The sequence below is a fragment of the Actinokineospora iranica genome (genome assembly GCF_900101685.1).
Classification (GTDB): Bacteria; Actinomycetota; Actinomycetes; order Mycobacteriales; family Pseudonocardiaceae; genus Actinokineospora; species Actinokineospora iranica.
This window is the reverse complement of the sequence record NZ_FMZZ01000008.1, coordinates 286,266-307,313: the sequence shown is the minus strand read 5'-3', so window position 1 is coordinate 307,313 and position 21,048 is coordinate 286,266. Positions and strand designations below refer to the sequence as shown.

At 69.2% G+C, this 21,048-nt stretch carries 20 protein-coding genes and 1 CRISPR repeat array; of the genes, 7 read left to right on the top strand and 13 right to left on the bottom strand.

What is annotated here, in order from left to right; genetic code table 11:
- The first annotated feature begins 41 nt into the window (after positions 1-41).
- Positions 42-749: an esterase/lipase family protein gene (locus tag BLS56_RS18545; protein ID WP_091452345.1), complete on the top strand. Its 708-nt coding sequence runs from the start codon at positions 42-44 to the stop codon at positions 747-749.
- A gap of 36 nt (positions 750-785) precedes the next feature.
- Here BLS56_RS18545 and BLS56_RS18540 read toward each other — a convergent pair whose 3' ends face one another.
- A complete protein-coding gene (locus tag BLS56_RS18540) occupies positions 786-3,146 on the bottom strand; it encodes an ATP-binding protein (protein ID WP_091452343.1) in 2,361 nt (786 codons plus the stop codon).
- A 75-nt stretch (positions 3,147-3,221) separates the two neighbouring features.
- On the bottom strand, positions 3,222-3,767 hold the full coding sequence (locus BLS56_RS18535) for an IclR family transcriptional regulator domain-containing protein (protein ID WP_091452341.1): 546 nt from the start codon (positions 3,765-3,767) through the stop codon (positions 3,222-3,224).
- Positions 3,768-3,835: 68 nt separating this feature from the next.
- Between BLS56_RS18535 and BLS56_RS18530 the strand changes: the two genes are divergently transcribed.
- Complete coding sequence (locus BLS56_RS18530) at positions 3,836-4,345, top strand: SigE family RNA polymerase sigma factor (protein WP_091452338.1); 510 nt, start codon at positions 3,836-3,838, stop codon at positions 4,343-4,345.
- Positions 4,342-5,373 (top strand): hypothetical protein, encoded by a 1,032-nt coding sequence (locus BLS56_RS18525; RefSeq protein WP_091452336.1) that lies wholly within the window; start codon positions 4,342-4,344, stop codon positions 5,371-5,373. The genes BLS56_RS18530 and BLS56_RS18525 overlap by 4 nt, the downstream gene beginning before the upstream one ends.
- A 187-nt stretch (positions 5,374-5,560) precedes the next feature.
- Here BLS56_RS18525 and BLS56_RS18520 read toward each other — a convergent pair whose 3' ends face one another.
- The 4 genes from BLS56_RS18520 to BLS56_RS18505 are packed head-to-tail and all read right to left on the bottom strand — an operon-like array spanning position 5,561 to position 9,010.
- Positions 5,561-6,478, bottom strand: coding sequence for an ABC transporter substrate-binding protein (locus BLS56_RS18520; RefSeq protein ID WP_091452334.1), 918 nt, complete (start codon positions 6,476-6,478; stop codon positions 5,561-5,563).
- A gap of 11 nt (positions 6,479-6,489) precedes the next feature.
- A complete protein-coding gene (locus tag BLS56_RS18515; protein ID WP_228771740.1) occupies positions 6,490-7,257 on the bottom strand; it encodes an ABC transporter permease in 768 nt (255 codons plus the stop codon).
- Positions 7,218-7,877 carry an ABC transporter permease gene (locus BLS56_RS18510; protein ID WP_091452332.1) on the bottom strand — a complete coding sequence of 220 codons (660 nt, stop codon included), beginning with the start codon at positions 7,875-7,877 and terminating at the stop codon, positions 7,218-7,220. Before BLS56_RS18510 ends, BLS56_RS18515 begins: the two co-directional genes overlap by 40 nt.
- Positions 7,874-9,010: an ATP-binding cassette domain-containing protein gene (locus tag BLS56_RS18505; protein WP_091452329.1), complete on the bottom strand. Its 1,137-nt coding sequence runs from the start codon at positions 9,008-9,010 to the stop codon at positions 7,874-7,876. The genes BLS56_RS18510 and BLS56_RS18505 overlap by 4 nt, the downstream gene beginning before the upstream one ends.
- A gap of 165 nt (positions 9,011-9,175) precedes the next feature.
- Here BLS56_RS18505 and BLS56_RS18500 point away from each other — a divergent pair, with 165 nt between their 5' ends.
- A complete protein-coding gene (locus tag BLS56_RS18500; RefSeq protein ID WP_175482911.1) occupies positions 9,176-10,675 on the top strand; it encodes a bis-aminopropyl spermidine synthase family protein in 1,500 nt (499 codons plus the stop codon).
- A gap of 43 nt (positions 10,676-10,718) precedes the next feature.
- Here the strand turns inward: BLS56_RS18500 and BLS56_RS30715 are convergent, their stop codons facing one another.
- On the bottom strand, positions 10,719-11,345 hold the full coding sequence (locus BLS56_RS30715) for a DUF6461 domain-containing protein (RefSeq protein ID WP_267463929.1): 627 nt from the start codon (positions 11,343-11,345) through the stop codon (positions 10,719-10,721).
- The gene (locus BLS56_RS18490; RefSeq protein ID WP_139190799.1) at positions 11,329-12,420 is read right to left on the bottom strand and encodes a NucA/NucB deoxyribonuclease domain-containing protein; all 1,092 of its coding nucleotides are present in this window, start codon (positions 12,418-12,420) and stop codon (positions 11,329-11,331) included. Before BLS56_RS18490 ends, BLS56_RS30715 begins: the two co-directional genes overlap by 17 nt.
- Before the next feature lie 83 nt (positions 12,421-12,503).
- On the opposite strand from BLS56_RS18490, the gene BLS56_RS18485 reads away from it, so the two are divergent.
- Both BLS56_RS18485 and BLS56_RS18480 read left to right on the top strand, forming a co-directional pair.
- Positions 12,504-13,232 (top strand): DddA-like double-stranded DNA deaminase toxin, encoded by a 729-nt coding sequence (locus BLS56_RS18485; RefSeq protein ID WP_091452319.1) that lies wholly within the window; start codon positions 12,504-12,506, stop codon positions 13,230-13,232.
- The gene (locus tag BLS56_RS18480) at positions 13,229-13,639 is read left to right on the top strand and encodes an Imm1 family immunity protein (RefSeq protein ID WP_091452316.1); all 411 of its coding nucleotides are present in this window, start codon (positions 13,229-13,231) and stop codon (positions 13,637-13,639) included. The genes BLS56_RS18485 and BLS56_RS18480 overlap by 4 nt, the downstream gene beginning before the upstream one ends.
- An 85-nt stretch (positions 13,640-13,724) precedes the next feature.
- On the opposite strand, the gene BLS56_RS18475 is transcribed toward BLS56_RS18480, so the two are convergent.
- From BLS56_RS18475 to BLS56_RS18455, 5 genes are all read right to left on the bottom strand, one after another.
- Complete coding sequence (locus BLS56_RS18475; protein WP_228771738.1) at positions 13,725-13,928, bottom strand: DUF397 domain-containing protein; 204 nt, start codon at positions 13,926-13,928, stop codon at positions 13,725-13,727.
- The gene (locus tag BLS56_RS18470) at positions 13,925-14,128 is read right to left on the bottom strand and encodes a DUF397 domain-containing protein (RefSeq protein ID WP_091452314.1); all 204 of its coding nucleotides are present in this window, start codon (positions 14,126-14,128) and stop codon (positions 13,925-13,927) included. The genes BLS56_RS18475 and BLS56_RS18470 overlap by 4 nt, the downstream gene beginning before the upstream one ends.
- A 2-nt stretch (positions 14,129-14,130) precedes the next feature.
- Positions 14,131-15,030, bottom strand: a complete 900-nt coding sequence (locus BLS56_RS18465) for a helix-turn-helix domain-containing protein (protein ID WP_228771736.1) — start codon at positions 15,028-15,030, stop codon at positions 14,131-14,133.
- Between the two features lie 747 nt (positions 15,031-15,777).
- Entirely contained in the window at positions 15,778-18,336 is a 2,559-nt protein-coding gene (locus BLS56_RS18460) for a sensor domain-containing protein (RefSeq protein ID WP_091452312.1), read from the bottom strand.
- Positions 18,337-18,399: 63 nt separating this feature from the next.
- Positions 18,400-19,584: an NAD(P)-dependent malic enzyme gene (locus BLS56_RS18455; RefSeq protein WP_091452310.1), complete on the bottom strand. Its 1,185-nt coding sequence runs from the start codon at positions 19,582-19,584 to the stop codon at positions 18,400-18,402.
- A 486-nt stretch (positions 19,585-20,070) separates the two neighbouring features.
- Between BLS56_RS18455 and rfbC the strand changes: the two genes are divergently transcribed.
- The gene (gene rfbC / locus BLS56_RS18450; RefSeq protein ID WP_091452308.1) at positions 20,071-20,673 is read left to right on the top strand and encodes a dTDP-4-dehydrorhamnose 3,5-epimerase; all 603 of its coding nucleotides are present in this window, start codon (positions 20,071-20,073) and stop codon (positions 20,671-20,673) included.
- A gap of 101 nt (positions 20,674-20,774) precedes the next feature.
- Positions 20,775-21,048: a CRISPR direct-repeat array (repeat unit 29 nt; unit sequence GTCTTCCCCGCGCACGCGGGGGTGTTCCC).

The window sequence follows — 21,048 nt, the reverse complement described above, 5'->3', positions numbered from 1 at the left end:
CTTGAGGACGTGCTCAAGCCCCCTGCCGAGGAGCTCGAACCATGAACCGATCCCGCCGCATCGTCGCGGCCCTGGCGCTGGTCGTCGCAGGAGTGCTGGGGACCGTGGTCGCCCAGTCCGCGGTCACCACCGCCGCGGCCGCGTCGGCGTTCCCCAACGGCAAGAACCCCGTCGTCCTCGTCCACGGCTTCTCCGGGTCGGGCGCGAACTGGAACACCCTCAAGGAGTCGCTCATCGCGACCGGCTACACCAGCGAGCAGCTCACTGCCATCTCCTACGGCAGCTACGGGCAGTCGAACGTCGACATCGCCGCGGTCATCGGGCGCACCGTGGACAGCGTCCTCGCCGAGACCGGCGCGGCCAAGGTCGACATCATCAACCACTCCATGGGCGGCATCAACAGCCGCTACTGCATCAAGTTCGACGCCTGCGCGGGCAAGGTCGACCACTGGATCTCGCTGGCGGGCGCGAACAGAGGCACCTACACCGCGAACCTGTGCTCGTTCTTCACCCCGGTCTGCAAGGAGATGGTCCCCGGGTCCGCGCTGCTGAAGAAGCTCAACGCCGCGCCCGCGCTGCCGGACGGCACGAAGTGGTCGACCCTGTGGTCGCCCAACGACGGCATCATCATTCCCGCCGAGAACACCGTGCTGGCCGGGGCGAACAACATCCAGATCACCGGCAGCCACCTCGGGATGCTCAAGGACGCGGCCGTGGCCGCCAAGGTCCGCGAGCTGCTCGACTCGTAAGCGGTCCCGCTCTGGGGTGGCGTCCCGCGGCGGGCGTCACCCCAGCCGCGCGTCGCGCCGCGCGGTGACCCAGGTGGCGATCTGCGCGCGGTTGCCCGCGTCGAGCTTGGCCAGGATGTTCGCGACGTGGGTCTCGGCCGTGCGGCGGGCGATGACGAGCTTGTCGGCGATCTCCTGGTTGGTCAGGCCGTCCGCGACCAGCTCGGCGATCTCGGACTCCCGGACGCTGAGCGGGCCGTGCTTCTTCCCCGCCCCTTCCGCCTGTCTCGGCTCGGGCATCCCGGTCGTCTCGGGCACCTCCGCCTCGCCGAGGGCGTAGCGGACGACCTCGGCGTCGGACATGGCGCGGCCCGCGGCGAACGCCCGGTCGAACCGGGTGGCGCCCAGCGCGTCGCGGGCCTTCCCCATGAGCCGGAAGTGCGGGACGGCCATGGAGACGGTGTGCTCCGGCGAGGTCATCACGGCCTCCCACAGGGTCTGCGCGGCGCCGAACAGCGTCGCGGCCCGAACGTTGTCACCCTGCCGCTGCGCGATCCACGCCAGTGTCTCGATGTTGTGCGCCCTGCCCTGTCTGCTGCCGGTGAGCTCGTCCGCGCGCACCCCCTCGCGGCCTGCCGCCAAGCCGATGTCCGGGTCCCCGAACAGGCCCTCGACGCAGGCGCGGCCGTTGAGCGCCATGCTCCGGTAGTAGCCCTCGCCGCGACCGTCGGTGAGGGTGACCGCCCGCCCGATGACCTCCCGGGCCTCGGCCAGCCTGCCCAGCACCGCCGTGGCGAGCGCCTGCAGGAACAGCGGGTGCAACTCGCGGCGGACGTCGTCGCGGGCCCGGAAAGCGGCGGCGGCAGCGGCGTTCAGGTCGGCCGCCGCGGCGTAGTCGCCGCTGAGCAGCGCCCCGTAGCCGCGCACGAAGGTGATCCTGGCCCGCACCAGGTCGTCGCCGGTCCGGTCGGCCAGCGCCGCGGCCTCGGCCAGGCGGGCGTCGGCGACCGCGACGTTGAACTGGCCGAGCGCGTAGTACGCGCTGACGCTCAGCGCGAACGCGCGGTCGGGGTGGTCGGGCGGGGTCGCGGCCAGCGCCCGGTCGACCCAGCGGAGCGCCTCGGTGTTCAGGCCGCGCAGCGCCCAGTACTCCGGAACCCGCGACGCCATCCGCAGCGCCGCCGCCGCCTCGCCGGGCGTGCTGATCGACCATTCCAGGGCGGCGCGCAGGTTCGCGTGGTCGCGGCGCAGCCGGTTCCCCCAGGTCGGCTGGCCGGGGCCGAGCCACTGCCGGTCGGCGGACTCGGTGAGCCGGTCGAACCAGTCGCGGTGCAGCCGGGCCACCCGGTCGGCGTCGCCGGACTCCACCAGCTTCTCGTGCCCGTACTCGCGCAGGGCCTCCAGCATCCGGTAGCGGACGACGTCGTCACGGCCGTCGTGCTCTTCGCGGATCAGCACGGACTTGTCCAACAGCCCGTCGACCAGGTCCAGCACGTCGTTCCGGTCGGCCGTGGAGTGATCGACATCAGAGGGGTCGCCGCCGCCCGCGCAGACCTCTTCCGCCGCGTCCAGGTCGAAGGACCCGGCGAACACCGACGCCCGCGCCCACACCGCCTGCTCGGCCGGTGAGCACAGCTCGTGGCTCCAGTCGATCGTGGCGCGCAGCGTCTGCTGCCGCTCGACCGGAAGGCGGGTCCCGGTCGTCAGCAGCGACAGCCGCTGGGTCAGCCGCTCGGCGATCTGCCTCGGCGAGAGCGACCGGGTGCGCCGCGCCGCGAGCTCGATGGCCAGCGGCAGCCCGTCGAGCTGCCTGCACAGCCGCACCAGGTCGGTGTTGTTCTCGGCGGTGTGCGCGAAAGCGGGCGACACCGCGACGGCCCGGTCGAGGAACAGCCGAACGCTGTCGTACCGGGCCAGGTCTTCCAGTGGGGTGGCCTCGTCGGGCACCGCCAGCGGCGGCACGGCCAGCACCTGCTCACCGCTGACGCCGATGGACTGTCTGCTGGTGGCCAGCACCACCACTCCCCCGCACTCGGCGAGCACCTCGTCCAGCAGTTCGGCGCACGCGTCGACCAGGTGCTCGCAGTTGTCGAGCACCAGCAGCGTCCGGCGGGTCCGCAGGTAGTCGACGACCATCCGGGTGACGTGCCGGTTGTACTGGTCGAGCAGCCCCAGCCGGTCGGCGAGCACGGTGGTGAGCAGCGCGGGGTCACGCACCTCGGCCAGGCCGACGAACACCACGCCGTCGCGGAACGCGCCCGCCAGCTCCTGCGCCACATGGGTGGCCAGGCGGGTCTTGCCCACCCCGCCGGGGCCGGTCAGCGTCACCAGCCGGTTCTCGGACAGCAACCGCCGCACGTCGGCGCCCTCGCTCTGCCTGCCGACGTAGCTCGTCATCTCGATGGGCGGCCCCGCCATCTGCAAGCGCTCCTACCTCACCCCGGTCGAAACTCCCCGACGAGCCTCGACGGACACCCTAACCAACGATGGCGCTCACCGGGGCCGCCCGCCTATCCGGCCGCCCAGCTCCACCGCCGCCCGCAGCGTCGCCGCCGCCAGGTCCGGCCAGTGCTCGCCGCACTCGGCCGCGCCAGGGCAGGTGTGCCGGAACGTGGTGCTGATCGCGGCGACCGGGTGGCCGCCGTGGTCGAACACCGGCGCGGCGACCGACGCGAACCCGGCGCTCACATGGCCGTCCTCCACCGCCCACCCGCGCCACCGCTCCCGCGCCAGGACCCCGCGCAGCGCGGGCAGGTGCGCCGGGCCGCGGCCGGTGCGGTCGACGAACGCGGCCCGGTTCGGGAACAGCGCCCGCACCTGGGCCGCGGGCAGGTGGGCGAGCATCGCGCGGCCGGAGGCGGGCAGGTGCGTGACGAAACCGGCGTCGGCGAGTTCGGCGAGCAGGTGGTAGGTCGTGGAGCGGGGCAGAGCCAGCTCGCGGGCCAGGGCGGCGGCGGTCACCGGGCCCGCCTTGCCCGCGATGAGGCGCAAGACCGCCAAACCGCGCCGAAGCGCGGGCACATCGCTGCTTCCGCCCACACAATCGAGAGTACGACTCAACATCCGGGGGCTGGGGAACGTTGAAGGAGTGACGACGGGGGGCCGGCGTGCCGGATAGTTTCGAGGATTTCCTCACCGAACGGCTGGATTCGCTGCTGCGCTACGCGACCACACTGACATGTGACCCGTACCAGGCGCAGGACATCGTCCAGGAGGTGGTGCTGCGCGCGCAGCCCAAGTGGGGGCGCATCGCGCGGATGGACCTGCCGCACGCGTATGTGAAACGCATGGTCACCAACGAGTTCCTGTCCTGGCGGCGGCGCCGCTGGACCCGCGACGTCCAGGTCCCGCACGGCGGCATGGAGGACCTGAGCCCGCCGCTGGCCGACCCCACCGCCCTGGTCGACGACCGCGCGGTGCTGACCGCCGGAATCGCGCGGCTGCCGCGCAAACAGCGCGTCGCCGTCGTCCTGCGCTACTACGACAACCGATCCGACGCCGAGATCGCCGAGGAACTGGGCTGCTCGGAAAGCACGGTGCGCAGCCACATCTCCCGAGCAGTGGCCACCCTCCGCGCCCACCTGGGCACACCCGAGCGACTGAAGGAGGCACTGTGACGCACGAGTTCGAGGCGCTTCTCCGCGAGTGCCTGGCTCGTCAAGCGGCCCGCGCGCCGCACCGTGCTTTCCTGATCGCCGCCCTCAGACGCCGCAGGACCGCCCGGATGTGGCTGCCGCTCGTGGTCGCCGTGGTCATCGCGCTAGCCCTGACCGTCGTGGTCTCGGTCGAGTTCCGGGCGGGTGGCGAACTGGGGGTGCCACCCGCCCGGCGTCCCCCGGACGACGGCCTGCCCCTGGCCGCGGAAAGCATCTCCGACCACTGGGACCTGCGGGTGCCCGTCGAGCCGAGATGGCTGCCCAGCGGCCTCGTCGAACACCAGCGCATGGTCAACACCGGGGGGACCATGGCGACCCGGTTCTGGACTCCGGGACCGGTGGTGGACGAGGCCGCGCAGTGGGTGTCGCTGTCGCTGCTGCGCCTCGACGCGGAAGACCTGCTCTTCACCGGGGACCAGGTGGACATCCGGGGCAGTTCGGGCCGGTTCTCGCCGTACGCGCTGCCGGGGGATGCGGTGCTGACCTGGTGGGGCGCCCTGGGTTTCCGGTTCACGGTCACCGTGCACGGGCTTCCGAACGGGCGGGAAGTGGCGACCCAGATCGCGCGGTCGGTGGAATCCGCGCCGGGTGAGGGGATGCGGCTGGCGGCTCGGTTCGGGGCCATCCCGGCGGGGATGACACCGACTTATGGGGGGATTCGGGGGGCTTCGCCTGGGGAGGCTGGGGGGTTTCTTCGGGCAGGCGCTCCGGACGGGCGGGAGTTGCACGCTGAGGTGCTGCCGGTGGCGCCTGCGGAACTGGGGGTGGAGCTGACTGTTCGGGGGCGGGAGGTGTGGTTCCGGTCTGGGGTGGGGGCGGATGGGGCGTCTGAGCAGGTGGTGGTGGATTTGGGGGGTCGGTGGTTGGTGGTGCGGTACTTCGGAGGGGAGCCGGATGCCGGGCGGCTGACCGGGTTGGCGCAGGTGGCTGAGACTGTGCGGTTTGGGCCGGTGCCGTTTTCTCCGTGGCTTGGCACTCGGCCTGAGTGATTCTGTTTTGCTGGCTTCTGCGGGGGGTTGGGTTGCGGGGTTTGCTCGATGGGCGGGCGTCGGTGCCGGTTGGCAGGAGAGCCGGTTTGCTGCTCCGGCCCCGGCCCTGACTGAGTTGGATGGCGAAGGCCGCCCTCGGTGGTGGTGGGTGCCGTGAGGGCGGCCTTCGCTTTCGGGGTGTTCTGGGTCAGATGCCTGCGGTTGCCAGCCAGTCCTTGGCGACCTTGGCGGCGTCTGGCTTGTCTGGGGCGTTGAGTTTGGCGTTGAGGTCGATCAGGACCTCGGTGGTGAGTTTGGCCGCGATGGCGTTGAGGACCTGTTTGACGGTGTCGTCCGCCTTGCTCTTGTTGATCAGGGGGACGACGTTCTGTGCGGCGAAGTTGGACTTGGGGTCTTCCAGGACGACGAAGTTGTTCGCCTTGATCGCTGGGTCGGTGGTGAACAGGTCGGCTGCTTGGATAGCGCCGGTTTTGAGGGCGTCGACCGTGAGGGGGCCGCCGACGTCCAGGGACTTGTACTCCTTGATTTCCAGGTTGTAGCTCTCCTTGAGGCCGGGGAGGCCGTCGGAGCGCTTCTGGAACTCCGGGGGGCCGCCGAAGACGACGGGGCCGGCTTTGGCCAGGTCCTCGATGGTTTTGAGGTTGAGGCTGTCGGCGGTGGCCTTGGTGACCACCACGGCGTCCTTGTTTTCCGCCGTGGACTTGTCCAGCACGGTCAGGGAGTCCGGCAGGGCCTTCCGCAGGGCCGCGTAGACCTCGTCTGCCCCGGTTTCGGTGGCGTCCTTCTCGATGTGGGTGAGCAGGGTGCCGGTGTATTCCGGGATCAGGTCGATGGAGCCGTCCTGGACGCCCGGGTAGTAGGTCTCGCGGCTGGCGATGTTGAGTTTCCTGGTGACCTTGACGCCGTTGGCTTCCAGCGCGCCCGCGTAGATCTCGGCCAGCAGGATGCTCTCGGGGAAGTTGGCCGAGCCGACGACGATCGTGCCGGTTGGCGCGGGGGTGCCCGATGCGGTGGGGGCGGCCAGCGGGTCCGAGGACCCTCCGCAGGCCGTCAGGGCCAGTGCGGCGGCCGTCGCGGTCACCGCCGCGGTGAGAACGCGGTTCATCGCGGGTCTCCTCATGTTGTCGCTTTTGCTGTTGAGAGGCGGGAGCGGGTGCGCCTGCCGCGGGGCTTGTCGCGCAGGCCGGGTGAGACGACCAGCCACTGGACGCCCGCCAGGAGCAGTTCCACCGTGATGGCCAGGGCGGCGATGAGGACCGCGCCCGCGGCCATCTGGTCGTACTCGCGGAAGGCGTTGCCGTCGACGACGAAACGGCCGAGGCCGCCGAGGGAGACGGCGGCCGCGATGCTGGCGGTGGCGATGACCTGCAGGGTCGCCGCGCGCAGCGCGCCGAAGATCAGGGGCAGGGCGTTGGGGAGTTCCACTTTCAGCAGGATCTCCCACTCGCGCATACCCATGCCGCGGGCGGCGTCGACCACGGCCGGGTCGACGTTGCGGATGCCCGCGTAGGTGCCCGCGAGCAGCACCGGCACGGCCATCGACACCAGCGCGATGGTCAGCGCCTGCACCGCGAGCAGCACACCCATGGCCAGGACAAGCAGGATCAGCAGGCCGAGTTCGGGCAGCGCGCGGAACGAGTTCACGACGCCGACCACGACCGTGCCGCCGCGGCCGGTGTGCCCGATGTAGGCGCCCAACGGGATCGCGATGACCGCGGCGACCAGCATCGCCAGGCCGGTGTAGTGCAGGTGCTCGCCGAGACGCTGCGGGATGCCCGCGATGCCCAGCGTGGTCTTCCAGTGGTCCGGGTCCGTCAGCCAGGCGATGACCTGCTCGAAGACGTTCACCGCCGCGCCCCCGCCTTCGGTCCGACCCGTGCCCACGGGGTGAGCCTGCTGCCCGCGAACGCCAGCAGTCCGTCGATCAGCAACGCGAGCACCACGATGAGCACGACGCCGGAGATGATCTCCGGGTAGTTCGGCGGCGACTGGGCCCCGTGCAGCAGGAAGTAGCCGAGGCCGCCGACGCCGATGATCTGGCCGACGGCGACCAGGCTGATGTTCGACACCGCGGCCACCCGCACGCCCGCGACCAGCACCGGCGCGGCCAGCGGCAGTTCCACGGCGAAGAACCGGCCCGCGGCGCGGTAGCCCATGGCGGTGGCCGCCGCGATGACCGGCGCGGGCACCGCGGCCAGCGCGTCGGCGATGGAGCGCACCAGCAGCGCCACGGTGTAGACGGTCAGCGCGGCCTGCACGTTGAGCGGGTCGAGGATCTGGGTGCCCAGGATCAGCGGCATCATCACGAACAGCGCCAGCGACGGGATCGTGTAGAGCAGCCCGGACACCGGCACCAGGATCGCCCGCGCGAGCCGCCACCGGTTCGCCGCCCAGCCCAGCGGCAGCGACAGCAGCAGCCCGACCAGCACCGGCGCCAAGGCGAGGCGCAGGTGGTCGAGGCTCACCGAGAGCAGGTCGCCGATGTGGTCGCCGACCCAGTTCACGTCGGCACCTCCCCCGACCGGCGGGCGTCGGCGAGCGCCTTCAACACGGTCTCGGCGGTGACCCCGCCGACGACCGCGCCGGTGGCGTCGACCGCGATGCCCACCGCGGCCGGGGAGCTGAGCGCGGCGTCGAGCGCGTTGCGCAGCGTGCCTGCCGTGCCGCTCGCCTCGGCGTCGGCGACGTAGAGCGACCCGCCGGAAATCAGGTGCTCCGGCCGAATCTCACCGTCCACTTCGGACAAAACGGCCTCGGAGACCCAGCCGAGCGGCTTGTTCTCGGTGTCCACCACCACCGCCCAGCCCGCGTCGAGCCGACCGCGGGCGACGTCGGCGGGGGTGCCCAGCGGGACGCTGGCGACCGGTCCGATCGGGACCTGCCGCGCGGGCAGGAAACCGAGGGCGCGGTAGCCCCGGTCGCGGCCGACGAACGAGGCGACGAAGTCGTCCACCGGCTTGGCCAGCAGCGCCGCCGGGGTGTCGTACTGGGCGAGCCTGCCGCCGACCCGCAGCACCGCCACCTGGTCGCCGAGCTTGATCGCCTCGTCGATGTCGTGGGTGACGAACACGATCGTCTTGCCCAGCTCCGACTGCAACCGCAACAGCTCGTCCTGGAGGTCGTCGCGGACGACCGGGTCGACCGCGCTGAACGGCTCGTCCATGAGCAGCACCGGCGGGTCGGCGGCGAGCGCGCGGGCGACCCCGACGCGCTGCTGCTGGCCGCCGGAAAGCTGCGCCGGGTAGCGCTTGCCCAGCTCGGCGGGCAGGCCCACGGTCGCCAGCAGTTCCGCGGCCCGCCCGCGCGCGGCGGCCTTGCGGGCGCCGAGCAGCATCGGCACGGTGGCCACGTTGTCCAGGACGGTGCGGTGCGGGAACAGGCCCGCGTTCTGGATGACGTAGCCGATGCCGCGCCGCAGGTCGGCGGGGTGCTGCGCGCGGATGTCCTTCCCGTCGAGCAGGATGGCGCCGGACGTGGCGTCGATCATCCGGTTGATCATGCGCAGCGAGGTCGTCTTGCCGCACCCCGACGGACCGACGAAAACGGTGATCTTGCCGTCCTCGATGGTCAGGTCGAGGTGGTCCACAGCCACCGTGCCGTCGTCATAGCGCTTGGTCACGGCCTGGAACTCGATCACTCGGGCCCCTCGGGTCGACACGGCTCCTTGCCAGCCGTTGATCGACCGACCCTAGCCCGAAGGACTGACAGCGGCAGGTCTTTCCACGATCTGATCCGCCGGGAACCCCCTGATGTCCCCGTCCGGGTCAGCCCGTTGCGCCGCACTCCGTAGGCTCTGGCAACTGTGGCCGACTCCGTGACGACCTATCTCGCCGCCCGCGGCGTCCGCTCCCGTCCGCTGCGCGCCCTGGTGGCCCTGCTGTGCGACGACTGGCAGTCTCTCGACACGCTGATCAGAGCCACCGCGACGCCCCGCCGCACGGTCGAGGAGTTGCTCGCCTCCTTCGGCGACGACCTCGAACGCGACGGCGCCGCCTACCGGGTCGCGCGTACCCGGGTGGCCGCTTACCGCCCGCTCACCGTCACCCCCGCGACACCGTCCGACGACGACCTGCGCCCGGTTTTCGAGGCTTACCTGGCGGGTGTGCCCGCCCCGCGCCGCGCCCTGGACCACGTGCAGGCAGATGTGGACACCATGCTGTCCCGCGCGCGCTGGCTGGACGAGACCTACGACCTCGCGGGCGCCCGGCTGATGTGCGTCGGCGACCACGACCTGACCGCCCTCGCCGCCTGCACCCGCCGCCCCGACCTGACCGCCACCGTGATCGACCTCGACGACGACCTGCTCGCCTACATCGACCGCACGGCCCGCGAACGCGACCTGGACATCACCTGCCTGCACGGCGACTTCCGGTTCGGCCTGCCCCCCGCCGCCGTCGGCTCGGCCGACCTGGTGTTCACCGACCCGCCCTACACCCCCGAGGGCATCCGCCTGTTCCTGGCGCGCGCGGTCGAGTCCCTGCGCGACCTGGAGGGCCGGGTCGTGGTGTCCTACGGCTACAGCGAGCGCAACCCCACCCTCGGCCTGCGCGTGCAGCAGGAGATCCTGCGGCTGGGCCTGGTGTTCGAGGCGGTGCTGCCGCGCTTCAACCGCTACCTGGGCGCGCAGGCGGTGGGCAGCGCCAGTGACCTGTACGTCCTGCAGCAGACCGCCCGCTCGTCCCGCCTGGCCGAGGCGGCGGTGCGCTCGATCGTCGCGGGCATCTACACCCACGGCCCCCAGTCCGTCGAGTCCGGCCCGACTTCCGCCGACGCCGTGGCCGCCCTCCTGCGGCTGTCCGGCGCGCCTGCCGCCCTCAGCCCCGCGTGGACCGAACCGGTGCGCGACGCGGGCCCGGTCGCGTACGACCTGATGGCCGACCCGGGGCCGTGGCTGGCAAGGGTGCTCATGGCCGGGCCAGCGGCGACGGTCGGAGCGCTGGTGGGCAACAACCATCCCGACGTCGCCGACCAGCGCGGGCAGGAGGCCCTGCGGTCGCTGGTGGCGGGCAAGTACACGCTGACGTTCCACCGGAGCGTGCCGGACGGCAAACACGCCGTGGTGGTGGCCGCGCCGGTGTCCGATGGCGGTGTGCGGGGGGCTCTGCTCTCGCGGGTGCACGGGAAACTGGGCAACGTGTGGCGGGAGGCGCTGATCGCGGACGCGGGGGGTGCGCTGACCAAGCGGGAGGCCCGGGAACGGGCGGCCGCGCTGGCTCCTGACCCGGGGGATTTGGAGATGCGACTGGTGGATCTGCCACTGCACCGGGTGCGGGCTGTCCTGGGCGCTGCCGGTTCCGTATGAGCAACGCCCGGTCACGATCCAGCCGCTGTGCTGGGAGCTAGCGCTAAGGCGTATCGGCGTCTCCCACGTCCTTGAGTAGCACGTAAGGATCGGGAATCCGGTATGTGGGGAGCTTGGCCTCGAACCACTCGGGTTTGAACGCTAGGCCGGTCTCTTGCTCCATCAGCGCGAAACACGTCGCGCGCGCGGAACCTGGCTGGAAGTCCACACCGAATATCCAGTCCGGGTGTATCTCGCCCACCTGCGGCCCCCCCTCGGTGAGCAACGGCTCAAAATATGCCGTCACCTTGCCGCCGATCGCCTGGATGATCGTGCTATCACCGTTGACATTTCGGAAATAGCTGAGGTAGCGGCCATTTTTCACGGATGCACGCCGGGCAATCTCCGGAATTGATCCGCTGTATCCATTGTTCTCGATCGCAACCACATGACGACCGGTGGCGAATATCTGAAACAGGAAGAACTCGCCGAACTCGCCAGCCGTGCTTCTGACGCGTTCCTCAGCCTCGCGAAATGTCAGTTCACCTACGGATGCGTTCGGGTTTCCGCCAAATGTGCGCACCACATGGCCTGCGTCGCAACCCTCGACCACCGACACACACCACACTAGTTCGCGGGCCAGGGGCTCTGCCCACGCGTACTTCTCGACTAGCTCACTTAGTTGGGGCATGACGGGTCCTTGGCTGTGTCCACGCCCGCGTATGGGCTTGATGCCATGTCTTGAGAATTAGCGATGACCACCAGAATCGCTTTCCGTCTTCGGGATACTGCCATCGCACGGTACCACCTTGGCATAAGTTCTCCCGCTTTGGCACCTCTTCCATGTGGGCGCGCTCTCCACCCTCTTCGGTCGGGGCCATCGGATATTCGTCGCAACTCGTGTTCGGGTAGTTCTTCTTGTATCGCTTACTTCTACACGAAGCCGCACGGTTGACGTCTTCCTTTGCACGGTCCATGGTCAACACGGCCGGGAGGCCGGACTCCCACGCTTCCCCGATCCCACGGGCGATGTAGGGCATCTTGCGCGCGTCGAACACGACGATTCGCAGCCCGTCGCATTGCCTCTCGGTGACCACTTCCCGCGCTGAGCATTTCTTCACCTTGGACTTGTCCTCGGACGCAATCATGAACGAGTACTCACCGTCTGCGATGATCTCTGTTCCGCCCGTGAACCACCCGGTGACCGTGTTCCATACGGTCTGCGCGCCGAACACCAGCACCGCACCGACCGTTGCCACGACCGCGATCCCTACTGCCTTGCTCGTCGCCGCCGCCATCCCGCACCCTTCCGTCACCCCGCCGAGTACGCCCGCGCGCCGCGAACTGCCTGCCGACAGTAACGGGATGGACCGACATTGTGACTGGCACGAGGTCGACGGCTCCCGATCCCGCAGGATCAGATCCGACCGAACAAGCCGCACACTCAGCGGATACCCCCGCACCCTGCCCCAGCGGGTGGCCTTCGGAACGTGGGGGTTCCGAAGGCCACCCGCGACGGGCCAGTGCGCGGTGTCGCCCAGGTGGCGGACGAAAGCGCCCCACTGCGGGGAGCCGAACAGCAGGGCCGGACCCGCGTCGGCCTGCTTGCTGTCCCGGGTGGCCACTCGGCTTTCACCGACGAACGCCGCCTCGACACACGCGCACCGCGAACTGCGGTTCCGTGGCCGCGTGGAGCCGCCGACGCGGTGGCACCGTCCGCGGAACCGGGTAGCCCCCGAGTCGCACCTGCCAGCCGCGGAAACCACAACCACCCTGTACGGGCGGGAGGGGCTTTTTCGCGCTTCGAAATGTCACGCCTTGGTCGGCCCCCGCGTCTACCGTCCCCGCCGTGACCATCGCCGACGATGCCCGACGCCTGGTAACGCTGGCCGGACAGGTGGGCCGCATACAGGCCCAGCTCGTGGCCATCTCGGATGCCCTGAACGCCGTCGACAACGACACCGCTCGGATACTCGGCACGGGACACCGCGCGGCCGGTGTCAACCACGCCATCGGGGAAGCCGAAGCCCGTCTGCGCGACCTCCACGCCGTCTTGGACCTGCTCTCCCGGCACATCACCGACACAGCGATGCGCCACCTGCACGGCACATCACCACCGACACCATCGGCCGCCGCTGCCCCGCGGCCGCCCGCCAGCAGCGGACCCTCCGCAGAGGTGGAGCGGTTGCGAGCGGGCCTGCCTCCCGACATCATCCGGTCGGACAACCGACCACGAGGCACACCCCAGCCCAAGACACACGGCCGCTGGATCGACCCGGACGGCAACACGCACGCGGAGGTCAGCGGCTGGGACGACAAATACCGCGCGGCAGTGAACTGGTTCGCGGCCCAACCGGGCACGAAGGTCCCATCGACAGTGGCCGATGTGGAGATAAAGCTCGCGGTTCACATGCGCCAAAATGCGATCCGCTACGCCACCCGCGCGATCAACCATGTGCCATGCAAAGGCGATTTCGGCTGTGACACCCTTGTGCCGCACATTCTCCCGGAAGGATATATTTTGGTCGTACACGGGGCTGGAGGCTTCCGTAAGACCTATCACGGGAGAGCGAAATGACGATCGAAGCATGGTATGAGCGAGGCGGCCCGAACGTCCTTCATGACCTCAGCGAAGTCTCCGCGATGTTGGAAAGCGTGCGGGCCGATTCCATAAAATATGACCTGCCGTTGATGACGCACTGGTACGTGGCCGAAGACGGAGACAGTACACCCGAGTTCAGCGTAGGCGTCCATGGGGACGTCGGAGCGCTGTCCTACTCCGGGCGCGAATGGCACGGCCTCTGGTTCAGCAAGGGAGAACACCCCTTCGATGGAGAGCTTCTGGCCTACTCCTACCAGGACAATGAGCGCCCGGTACCGGCGAACAGTCAGATCCCGTTCGCCGAGGTGGTCAAGGCGGCGTTGGAATTCTTTCAACTAGACGGCAACCGACCCGCATCGGTGACGTGGCAGAAACTCACATAAACAGACGAACGAAAAGCCCTTAAGGAGGGGTGGTTTAGCGGGTGGCCTTCGGGACGTGGGGGTTCCGAAGGCCACCCGCGACGGGTCAGTGGGCGGTGTCGCCCAAGTGGCGGACGAAGGCGCCCCACTGCGGGGAGCCGAACAGCAGGGCCGGGCCCGCGTCGGCCTGCTTGCTGTCCCGGGTGGCCACTCGGCTTTCACCGACGAACGCCGCCTCGACACACGCGCTCTGGTGATCGCTCTTGCTGCTCTTGAACCACCTGGCGTGTGTCAGTTCGCTGTTGTTCACTGTTCGGGAGCCATTCCCGTCGCGGTGTGGAGGAACGCGCCCCAGGCGTGCGGCCCGAATCCTAGTGCGCCGCCCGCCGGGTTCTTGGAGTCGCGCATAGCCGCCACGTCGGCGACAAACGCCACCTCGACGCAGGCACCCTGCCCGTTGCTTCGGCTGCTCTTGAACCACCTGGCGTCAGCCAGGTCTTTGCTGTTCACTGTCACATCTCCCTTGCTACTTTGGATATATAATTCGTGGACTCCACCTCACTGAGCGAGGAGTCCCATACCTTCGCGAACGCCGTGGCATACCGCTCGATTTCGTGCGATTTCTCCAGGAAGAGCGCGCCAGTGAAGCTGTCGATGTAGATCGTGGACGGCTCCGTGGGCCGACCGTTCCCGTCCAAGGGGAACTCAAGTTTGACGAACGGGCCGGACATGATGCCGTAGTGCAAGCCCGCCGAAAACGGCATCACCCGCACGCACACATTGGGTAGCTGCCCTAGCTCGATAAGCCTGCGAAGCTGCTCAACCATGAGCTCAGTCCCGCCGACTGGACGGTGCAGGATAGCCTCGTTGAGCACGACGTGAAGCACAAGCGGCCTGAACCGCCTGCCCAACAGCATCTGCCGCGCCATGCGCACCTGGACGCGTCGCTCGATCTCGTCAGGATCAACACCCGGGTTGTCTGTCTGAATCAAGACACGGGCATACCGCTCGGTCTGAAGCAGCCCCGGCACCAACTCCGACTCGTAGCCCTGGATTTGGGCAGCGGCTTCCTCCAAGCCGATGTAGAGGTCAAGCCACTCAGGAATGACGTCGCTGTAGCTCACCCACCAACCCTTGGCCTTGGTCTCCTTGGCCAAAGCCATCAGCCCCTCGGTCTCCTCCTCGTCCGCCCCATACAGGGCGCACATGGCCTTCACGTCGAGGCTGCGCAGGGAGGTCTGCCCAGTCTCGATGCGCCACATCTTGGTCTCCGACCACTCCAGCGCCTCCGCCGCCGTCCGCACGGACAGCCGCGCCTCGGCCCGCAACTTCTTCATGAACCGGCCCAGTTGACGGCGTGGCACCGTCGACCCACTGGTCGCCACCGTGCTCGTCGTACCCTCGTCAGACACCGTTCACCTCACATCTCCCGCAGGAATCTTACACCCGATATGAAAGTCGCCACCCGCTCGTTCAGAGAGAAAACCACCGGTTAGGCGTATTCTTACCGCCAAGCTCGTCGCGAAGTATTGCAGATACTCCACCGACCGTGTTCCCTTTGCAACTGCGGGTCGTTCCCGTTCTTCCGCACCTTTGGAGCAACGGATGCACACTCTTATCACTCTCGATGCCGAGTACTGGCTTCGGGAGTTGCGGCGGCGGCGCTGGCAGATTCACCCATTCAGAGCGGGTGCGGACTCACCGACCGCGTTCGCCGCCGTGCTCACCTGGCCGTCCGTGCACGATGCGGTGAACCATGTGGGCTACTTCAACCGGAATCGCCTACGAACGCCACGGGACCCGAGGGCGTCCGAGTTCGCTCCGACACAGGTGATCATCAGATATTCGGGCCTAGCAGGCTCGGCGCTGCGGTGGATTCTCACTCCCACACCTCCGGGAAATGAGATTCCCACGTCGCAGCCGGTCCCACCCGATTTCGCCATGCCGGAGCACCGCTATCCGCAGGCGACAACCCGGTAGCCACCCACCCAGCGTTGAGTCCGGGGCCGGTCCCCCACCCCATCGGCCCCGGACTCCGCTCCCTGAAAAAGGACAAGAGGTATGAATTAACCAAATGGGTCCCCGCTGACGAGCGGAAAGCCACTCCCTGGCCTTCCTCGCACCGCGTCACCGACCCGTGGGGCGGAACAGGGCCTGGGTCAGGCGCCGCTGGGGATGTGGACAGGGCCGAGTTTGAGCAGTTCCCGGAAGTCCTTGGCCGGGATGGGGCGGGACAGCAGCCAACCCTGGTAGGCGTCCACGCCGACGCCGCGTAGGACGTGGAACTGGGTGGCGTTTTCCACGCCTTCTGCGACGCAGCTTCGGCCCATGGCGCGGGCCATGTCGACCAAAGCGCGGGCCACGGCGAAGTCGGAGGCGTCGGTGGCGACGCCGGAGACGAAGCGGCGGTCGATTTTGATGATCTGGGCGGGGAGTTCCTTGAGCCTCGCCAGGGATGAATAGCCGGTGCCGAAGTCGTCCACGGCGAATCGGACACCGCGTTCGACGAGTTCGGCCATGGCTTCCCGGCTGCGGGAGGGGAGGTCGATGAGGCTGGTTTCCACCAGTTCCAGGACCACCCGGTCCCAGGCGATGCCGGTCGCGGCCACCGAGGCCGACACCACGTCCACGAACTCGGGGTCGCCGGGAACCAGGCCCGCCAGGTTGACGGCGATGCCGACTCCGCCGCCGAGGACGCCGCCGCAGAGTTGGGGCCATTCGGCGGCTTCGGTGAAGGCCGCGCGCAGGACCCAGCGGTCCAGTTCGCCGAGTAGGTCGCCCTGTTCGGCCACCGGTAGGAACTCGCCCGGCATTAAGAGGCCGCGTTCGGGGTGCGGCCAGCGGACTAACGCCTCCGCGGAAAGCACTGTGCCGTCTGGGCCTACCACCGGCTGGTAGTGCAGGATCAGTTGGTCGTTGGCGATGGCCTCGCGAAGCTGCCCTTCGAGAAGCATCTGGCTGTTGGCCGAGGCGATGAGGGCGTCGCTGGCCAGCGACACCCGGCCGGTGCCGCGCGCCTTGGCCGCGAACATGGCGGCGTCGGCGTAGCGCAGCAGGTCGGCGCCGCTGGTCTCCGGCCCGCTGGGGACGGCCGCGCCGATGCACGCCGAGACCCGCAGCAGCTGCCCGCGCACCGGGACGGCGGTGCGCAGCAGGCTCGCGGCCTGGTTGGCCAGCGCCTCGACGCCGCCGGACTCTTCGACATCGGAGCAGATGACCACGTACTCGTCGCCGGACATGCGGGCCACGGTGCAGCTGGGCGGCAGGCCGCGTTCGAGCCTGCGGGCCAGCGCGGTGATGAGCTCGTCGCCGACGTCGTGGCCGAGGGAGTCGTTGACGCGCTTGAAGTTGTCGACGTCGCAGAACAGCAGGGCGATGCGCTCGAAGTCGCGGCCGCCCAGGAGCTTGCCCAGCAGCTCTTTGACCGCCGCGCGCCCCGGCAGGCCGGTCAGCTCGTCGTGGGTGGCCTGGTAGCGCAGGCGTTCGGCGGCGCGCCTGCGGTCGGTGACGTCGGCGAAGACCACCAGCCAGAACCGCTGCCCGTCGTCGGCGACCGAGACCGTGGCGTTGAGTTCGCAGTAGACCGGTTTACCGGCGGCGGTGATGAGGACGCGCTGCCCGCTGTGGAACGAGTGCGTCTCGCGGCCCCGGCGGCTCTCGCGGTCGTCGGGGTGGGTGAGCTGGGCGGCGGTCATGCCGCGCAGCCGGTCGAGGTCCATGCCCAGCAGCGAGCACAGCGCGTCGTTGGCGTCGACCAGGCGCTCGCCGTCGTCGAACAGGGCGATGCCGACCGGGGTGATGGCGACCAGGTCGGTGAACCGCTTGCTGGAGCGCTGCATCCTGGTCTCGGTGGACCGCTGCTCGGTGACGTCCTGGGCGGTGCCGATCATCACGGTGAGCGGGCTGTCCGCGCCCGCCGCCTCCCCGCGAACCCGGAACACGCGGCGCTTTCCGTCCGGACGGATAACGCGGTACTCGCACTCGATGGGTTTGCGGGTAGTGGCCAACTCCTGCCACCGCTGGTCGACCCACGCCCGATCGTCCGGGTGGACCAGTGCGAGATAATCCGTATAGGTGATCCTGGAGCCCGGCTCAAGGCCGCACAGCTCGTAGAGCATTGACGACCACAGGCATTCGTTGGTCGCGGTGTTCCACTCCCAGGTGCCCAGCCGGGCGACCCGCTGCGCCTCGCGGAACAGCCTGCCGTCCTGGCTCAGTTGCCGTTCCAGAGCGCGGAACTTGGTGAAGTCCTGCACAGTGCCGTGCACACGGATGACGCGCCCACTCGAATCGCGCTCGTTGCGAGCGCGCACCAAGTAGGCGCGTTCCCCGGAGTCGTCCCGCACTTCCAACTCGATCGGCTGCGAGGACCGCTGTCTGCGCAGCCGCGCCTGGAAGTCGTCCAGCACCGGCACGTCGTCAGGGTGCACCAAGGCGACGAGGTCGGTCATCGTGCTGGTGGCGGGCAAACCGCAGAGCCTGCGCAGACCGTCGGACAGGTATGCCTGCCCGGTGGCCACGTCGACCGTCCAACTGCCCATGCGGGCTATCCGCTGGGCCTCCAGTAAGAGGGCGCGCTCGGCCACCGGGTCGTCGTCGTAGCCCACCACCGCCGGTTCAGCCAGGTCAGGCGCCAAAACACGGCCGGCGTCGAGCTCGAAACCACCGGTCGGCAACCCGACCCTGGGGAGTCCGGCGCGCACGACATGCTCGGCCACGGCGCGATCCCTCCACCCTCGAGTAGGCGGGTGGGGCACCGCTGCCGAGCATCCCGCCGGCTCTCAGGCTACCCCGTCCTCTTTAGCCGCCCGCGCGACTGCCGCAGCGACCTCGGGCGCGACCCTGGGGTCGAGCGCGCTCGGCACGATCTTGTCGGCGGCCAGGTCGTCATCGGCCACCGCCGCGATCGCGTCGGCCGCGGCCAGTTTCATCCGCTCGGTGATCCGGCGGGCGCCGGAGTCGAGCGCACCTCGGAAGATACCGGGGAACGCAAGGACGTTGTTGATCTGGTTGGGGAAATCGCTGCGGCCGGTGGCCACGATCGCGGCGTGCCGGGCGGCGACGTCGGGGTGGATCTCCGGGTCCGGGTTCGACAGCGCGAACACGATGGAGTCCGCAGCCATGGTCGCGACGATCTCCTCGGGCACGGTGCCCGCAGACAGGCCGACGAAGACGTCCGCGCCCGCGATCGCCTCGGCCTGCCCGCCGCGCAGGCCCGCCTTGTTGGTGACCTCGGCCATCTTCTCCTTGATCGGGTTCAGGTTCTCCCGACCGGAGTGGATGATGCCGCGCGAGTCGAGCAGCGTCACGTCGCCGACACCGGCGGCCAGCAGGATCTTCGCGCACGCGATGCCCGCCGCGCCCGCGCCTGCGATGACGACCCGCTGGTTGGCGATGTCCTTGCTCAGGACCTTGTTCGCGCCGCGCAGGGCCGCCAGCAGGACGATCGCGGTGCCGTGCTGGTCGTCGTGCATGACCGGGCAGTCCAGCGCCTCGATGAGCCGGTCCTCAAGCTCGAAGCAGCGCGGGGCCGAGACGTCTTCGAGGTTGACCGCGCCGAACGAGGGCCGCAGCCGCACCAAGGTCTCGACGATCTCGTCCACATCGGTCGTGTCGAGCACCAGCGGGATCGAGTCGAGCCCGCCGAAGGTCTTGAACAGCGCCGCCTTGCCCTCCATGACCGGCAGCGACGCGGCAGCGCCGATGTCGCCGAGGCCGAGGACCGCCGTGCCGTCTGAGACGACGGCGACCAGGCGGGAAGCCCAGGTGTAGCGGGCGGCGAGCGAGGCGTCCTCGGCGATCGCCAGGCTCACCTTGGCGACCCCGGGGGTGTAGGCGATGGCGAGCGACCGCGCGTCGGCCAGCGGCTTGGTCACCGCGACGCCGAGCTTGCCGCCCTCGTGGCCAGTGAAGATCTCCTCGTCGGTGACGGGTCCGGTCGCCACGCTTTCGCTCACGTTCGTCATCCGATCGCTCTGGACATCATTCACTGCGGTCATAGCGTCCCTCCTGGATCTCGCGCTGTCGCGCATCGCGCGCTGTGCTCGACACGGGCAGGCGATGAGCTGGGTGCCGGACGGTAACGCGGAGTGCTGACCCGGCCATGCTGACGGCGCGGTCACGCTTTCCAAGCTATCGACTGGCGAACTGCACTGCGACCACTGCCCCCGGGTGCTGGGACGCGTAGCCGCGGACGCTGCGGTCCGCACAGTCTTGCAGCAAGACGCTACCGGTGTCTGCGGCAGGGATCACAATCACGTGGACGTTTTTCCGCAGGTCAGAGGCGGTTTCCCAAGACGTCCGTCCGGTTTTCTAGGCCCTCTGCTAGCGCCGGCTAACGTTTCCGCAGCGTGACGGCCCAGTGGCTGCCCGACACCCGCCGCACCCCAGCCGCTCCCCGTCAAGCCCCTGTTGCGCGTCGCACATCTGGTCGAGTCACTAGCATCGCGGCCATGCAGGTACGCGAACTGAACGTTTCCGACGCATTCGAGTTCACCCCGCGAACGTTCCCCGACAGCCGCGGCGTGTTCGTGTCGCCGTTCCAGGGCGAGGCCTTCGCCAAGGCCGTCGGCCACCCGCTGACCGTGGCCCAGACCAACCACAGCCGCTCCCGCCGCGGCTCCATCCGCGGCCTGCACTTCGCCGACGTGCCCCCCGGCCAGTCGAAGTACGTCTACTGCCCGAGCGGAGCCCTGCTCGACTTCGTCGTCGACATCCGCGTCGGCTCACCGACCTTCGGCCAGTGGGACGCCGTCCGCCTCGACCCGGTCGACTTCCGCGCGGTTTACGTGCCCGAAGGCGTCGCGCACGGCTTCGTGGCGCTGGAGGATGACACGGTCATCTCGTACCTGTGCTCCACCGGCTACAACCCGTCGGCCGAGCACGGCATCAACCCGCTGGACCCCGACCTCGCCCTGCCGTGGGCCGAGGACATCGAACCCCTGCTGTCCGAAAAGGACGCCGCCGCCCCCACCCTCGCCGAGGCCAAGGCAGCGGGCTTGCTCCCCACCTACGCCGCCTGCCAGGCCCGCTACGAGCGACTCCGCGCGACCTGACACCGACCTCATTCCCTTCGACCGCTCGACCCCAGCTCCGCACTCGACCAAAAGTGAATTCAAAACACCGTTCTGATTCGCAAACCCCCAGGTCAACAAGTGTCTTCCCCGCGCACGCGGGGGTGTTCCGCAGTGGTACCACCTGTTGGCCGAGTTCGCGCCGTCTTCCCCGCGCACGCGGGGGTGTTCCCATGGCGCCGAGGCGGCCCATGTTCTGTGCGAAGTCTTCCCCGCGCACGCGGGGGTGTTCCCTGGTCCGACGACACGCCACCTGTCGAGCGGCCAGTCTTCCCCGCGCACGCGGGGGTGTTCCCGACGGCAGGGTGATGCTCGACCAGGTCGGGACGTCTTCCCCGCGCACGCGGGGGTGTTCCC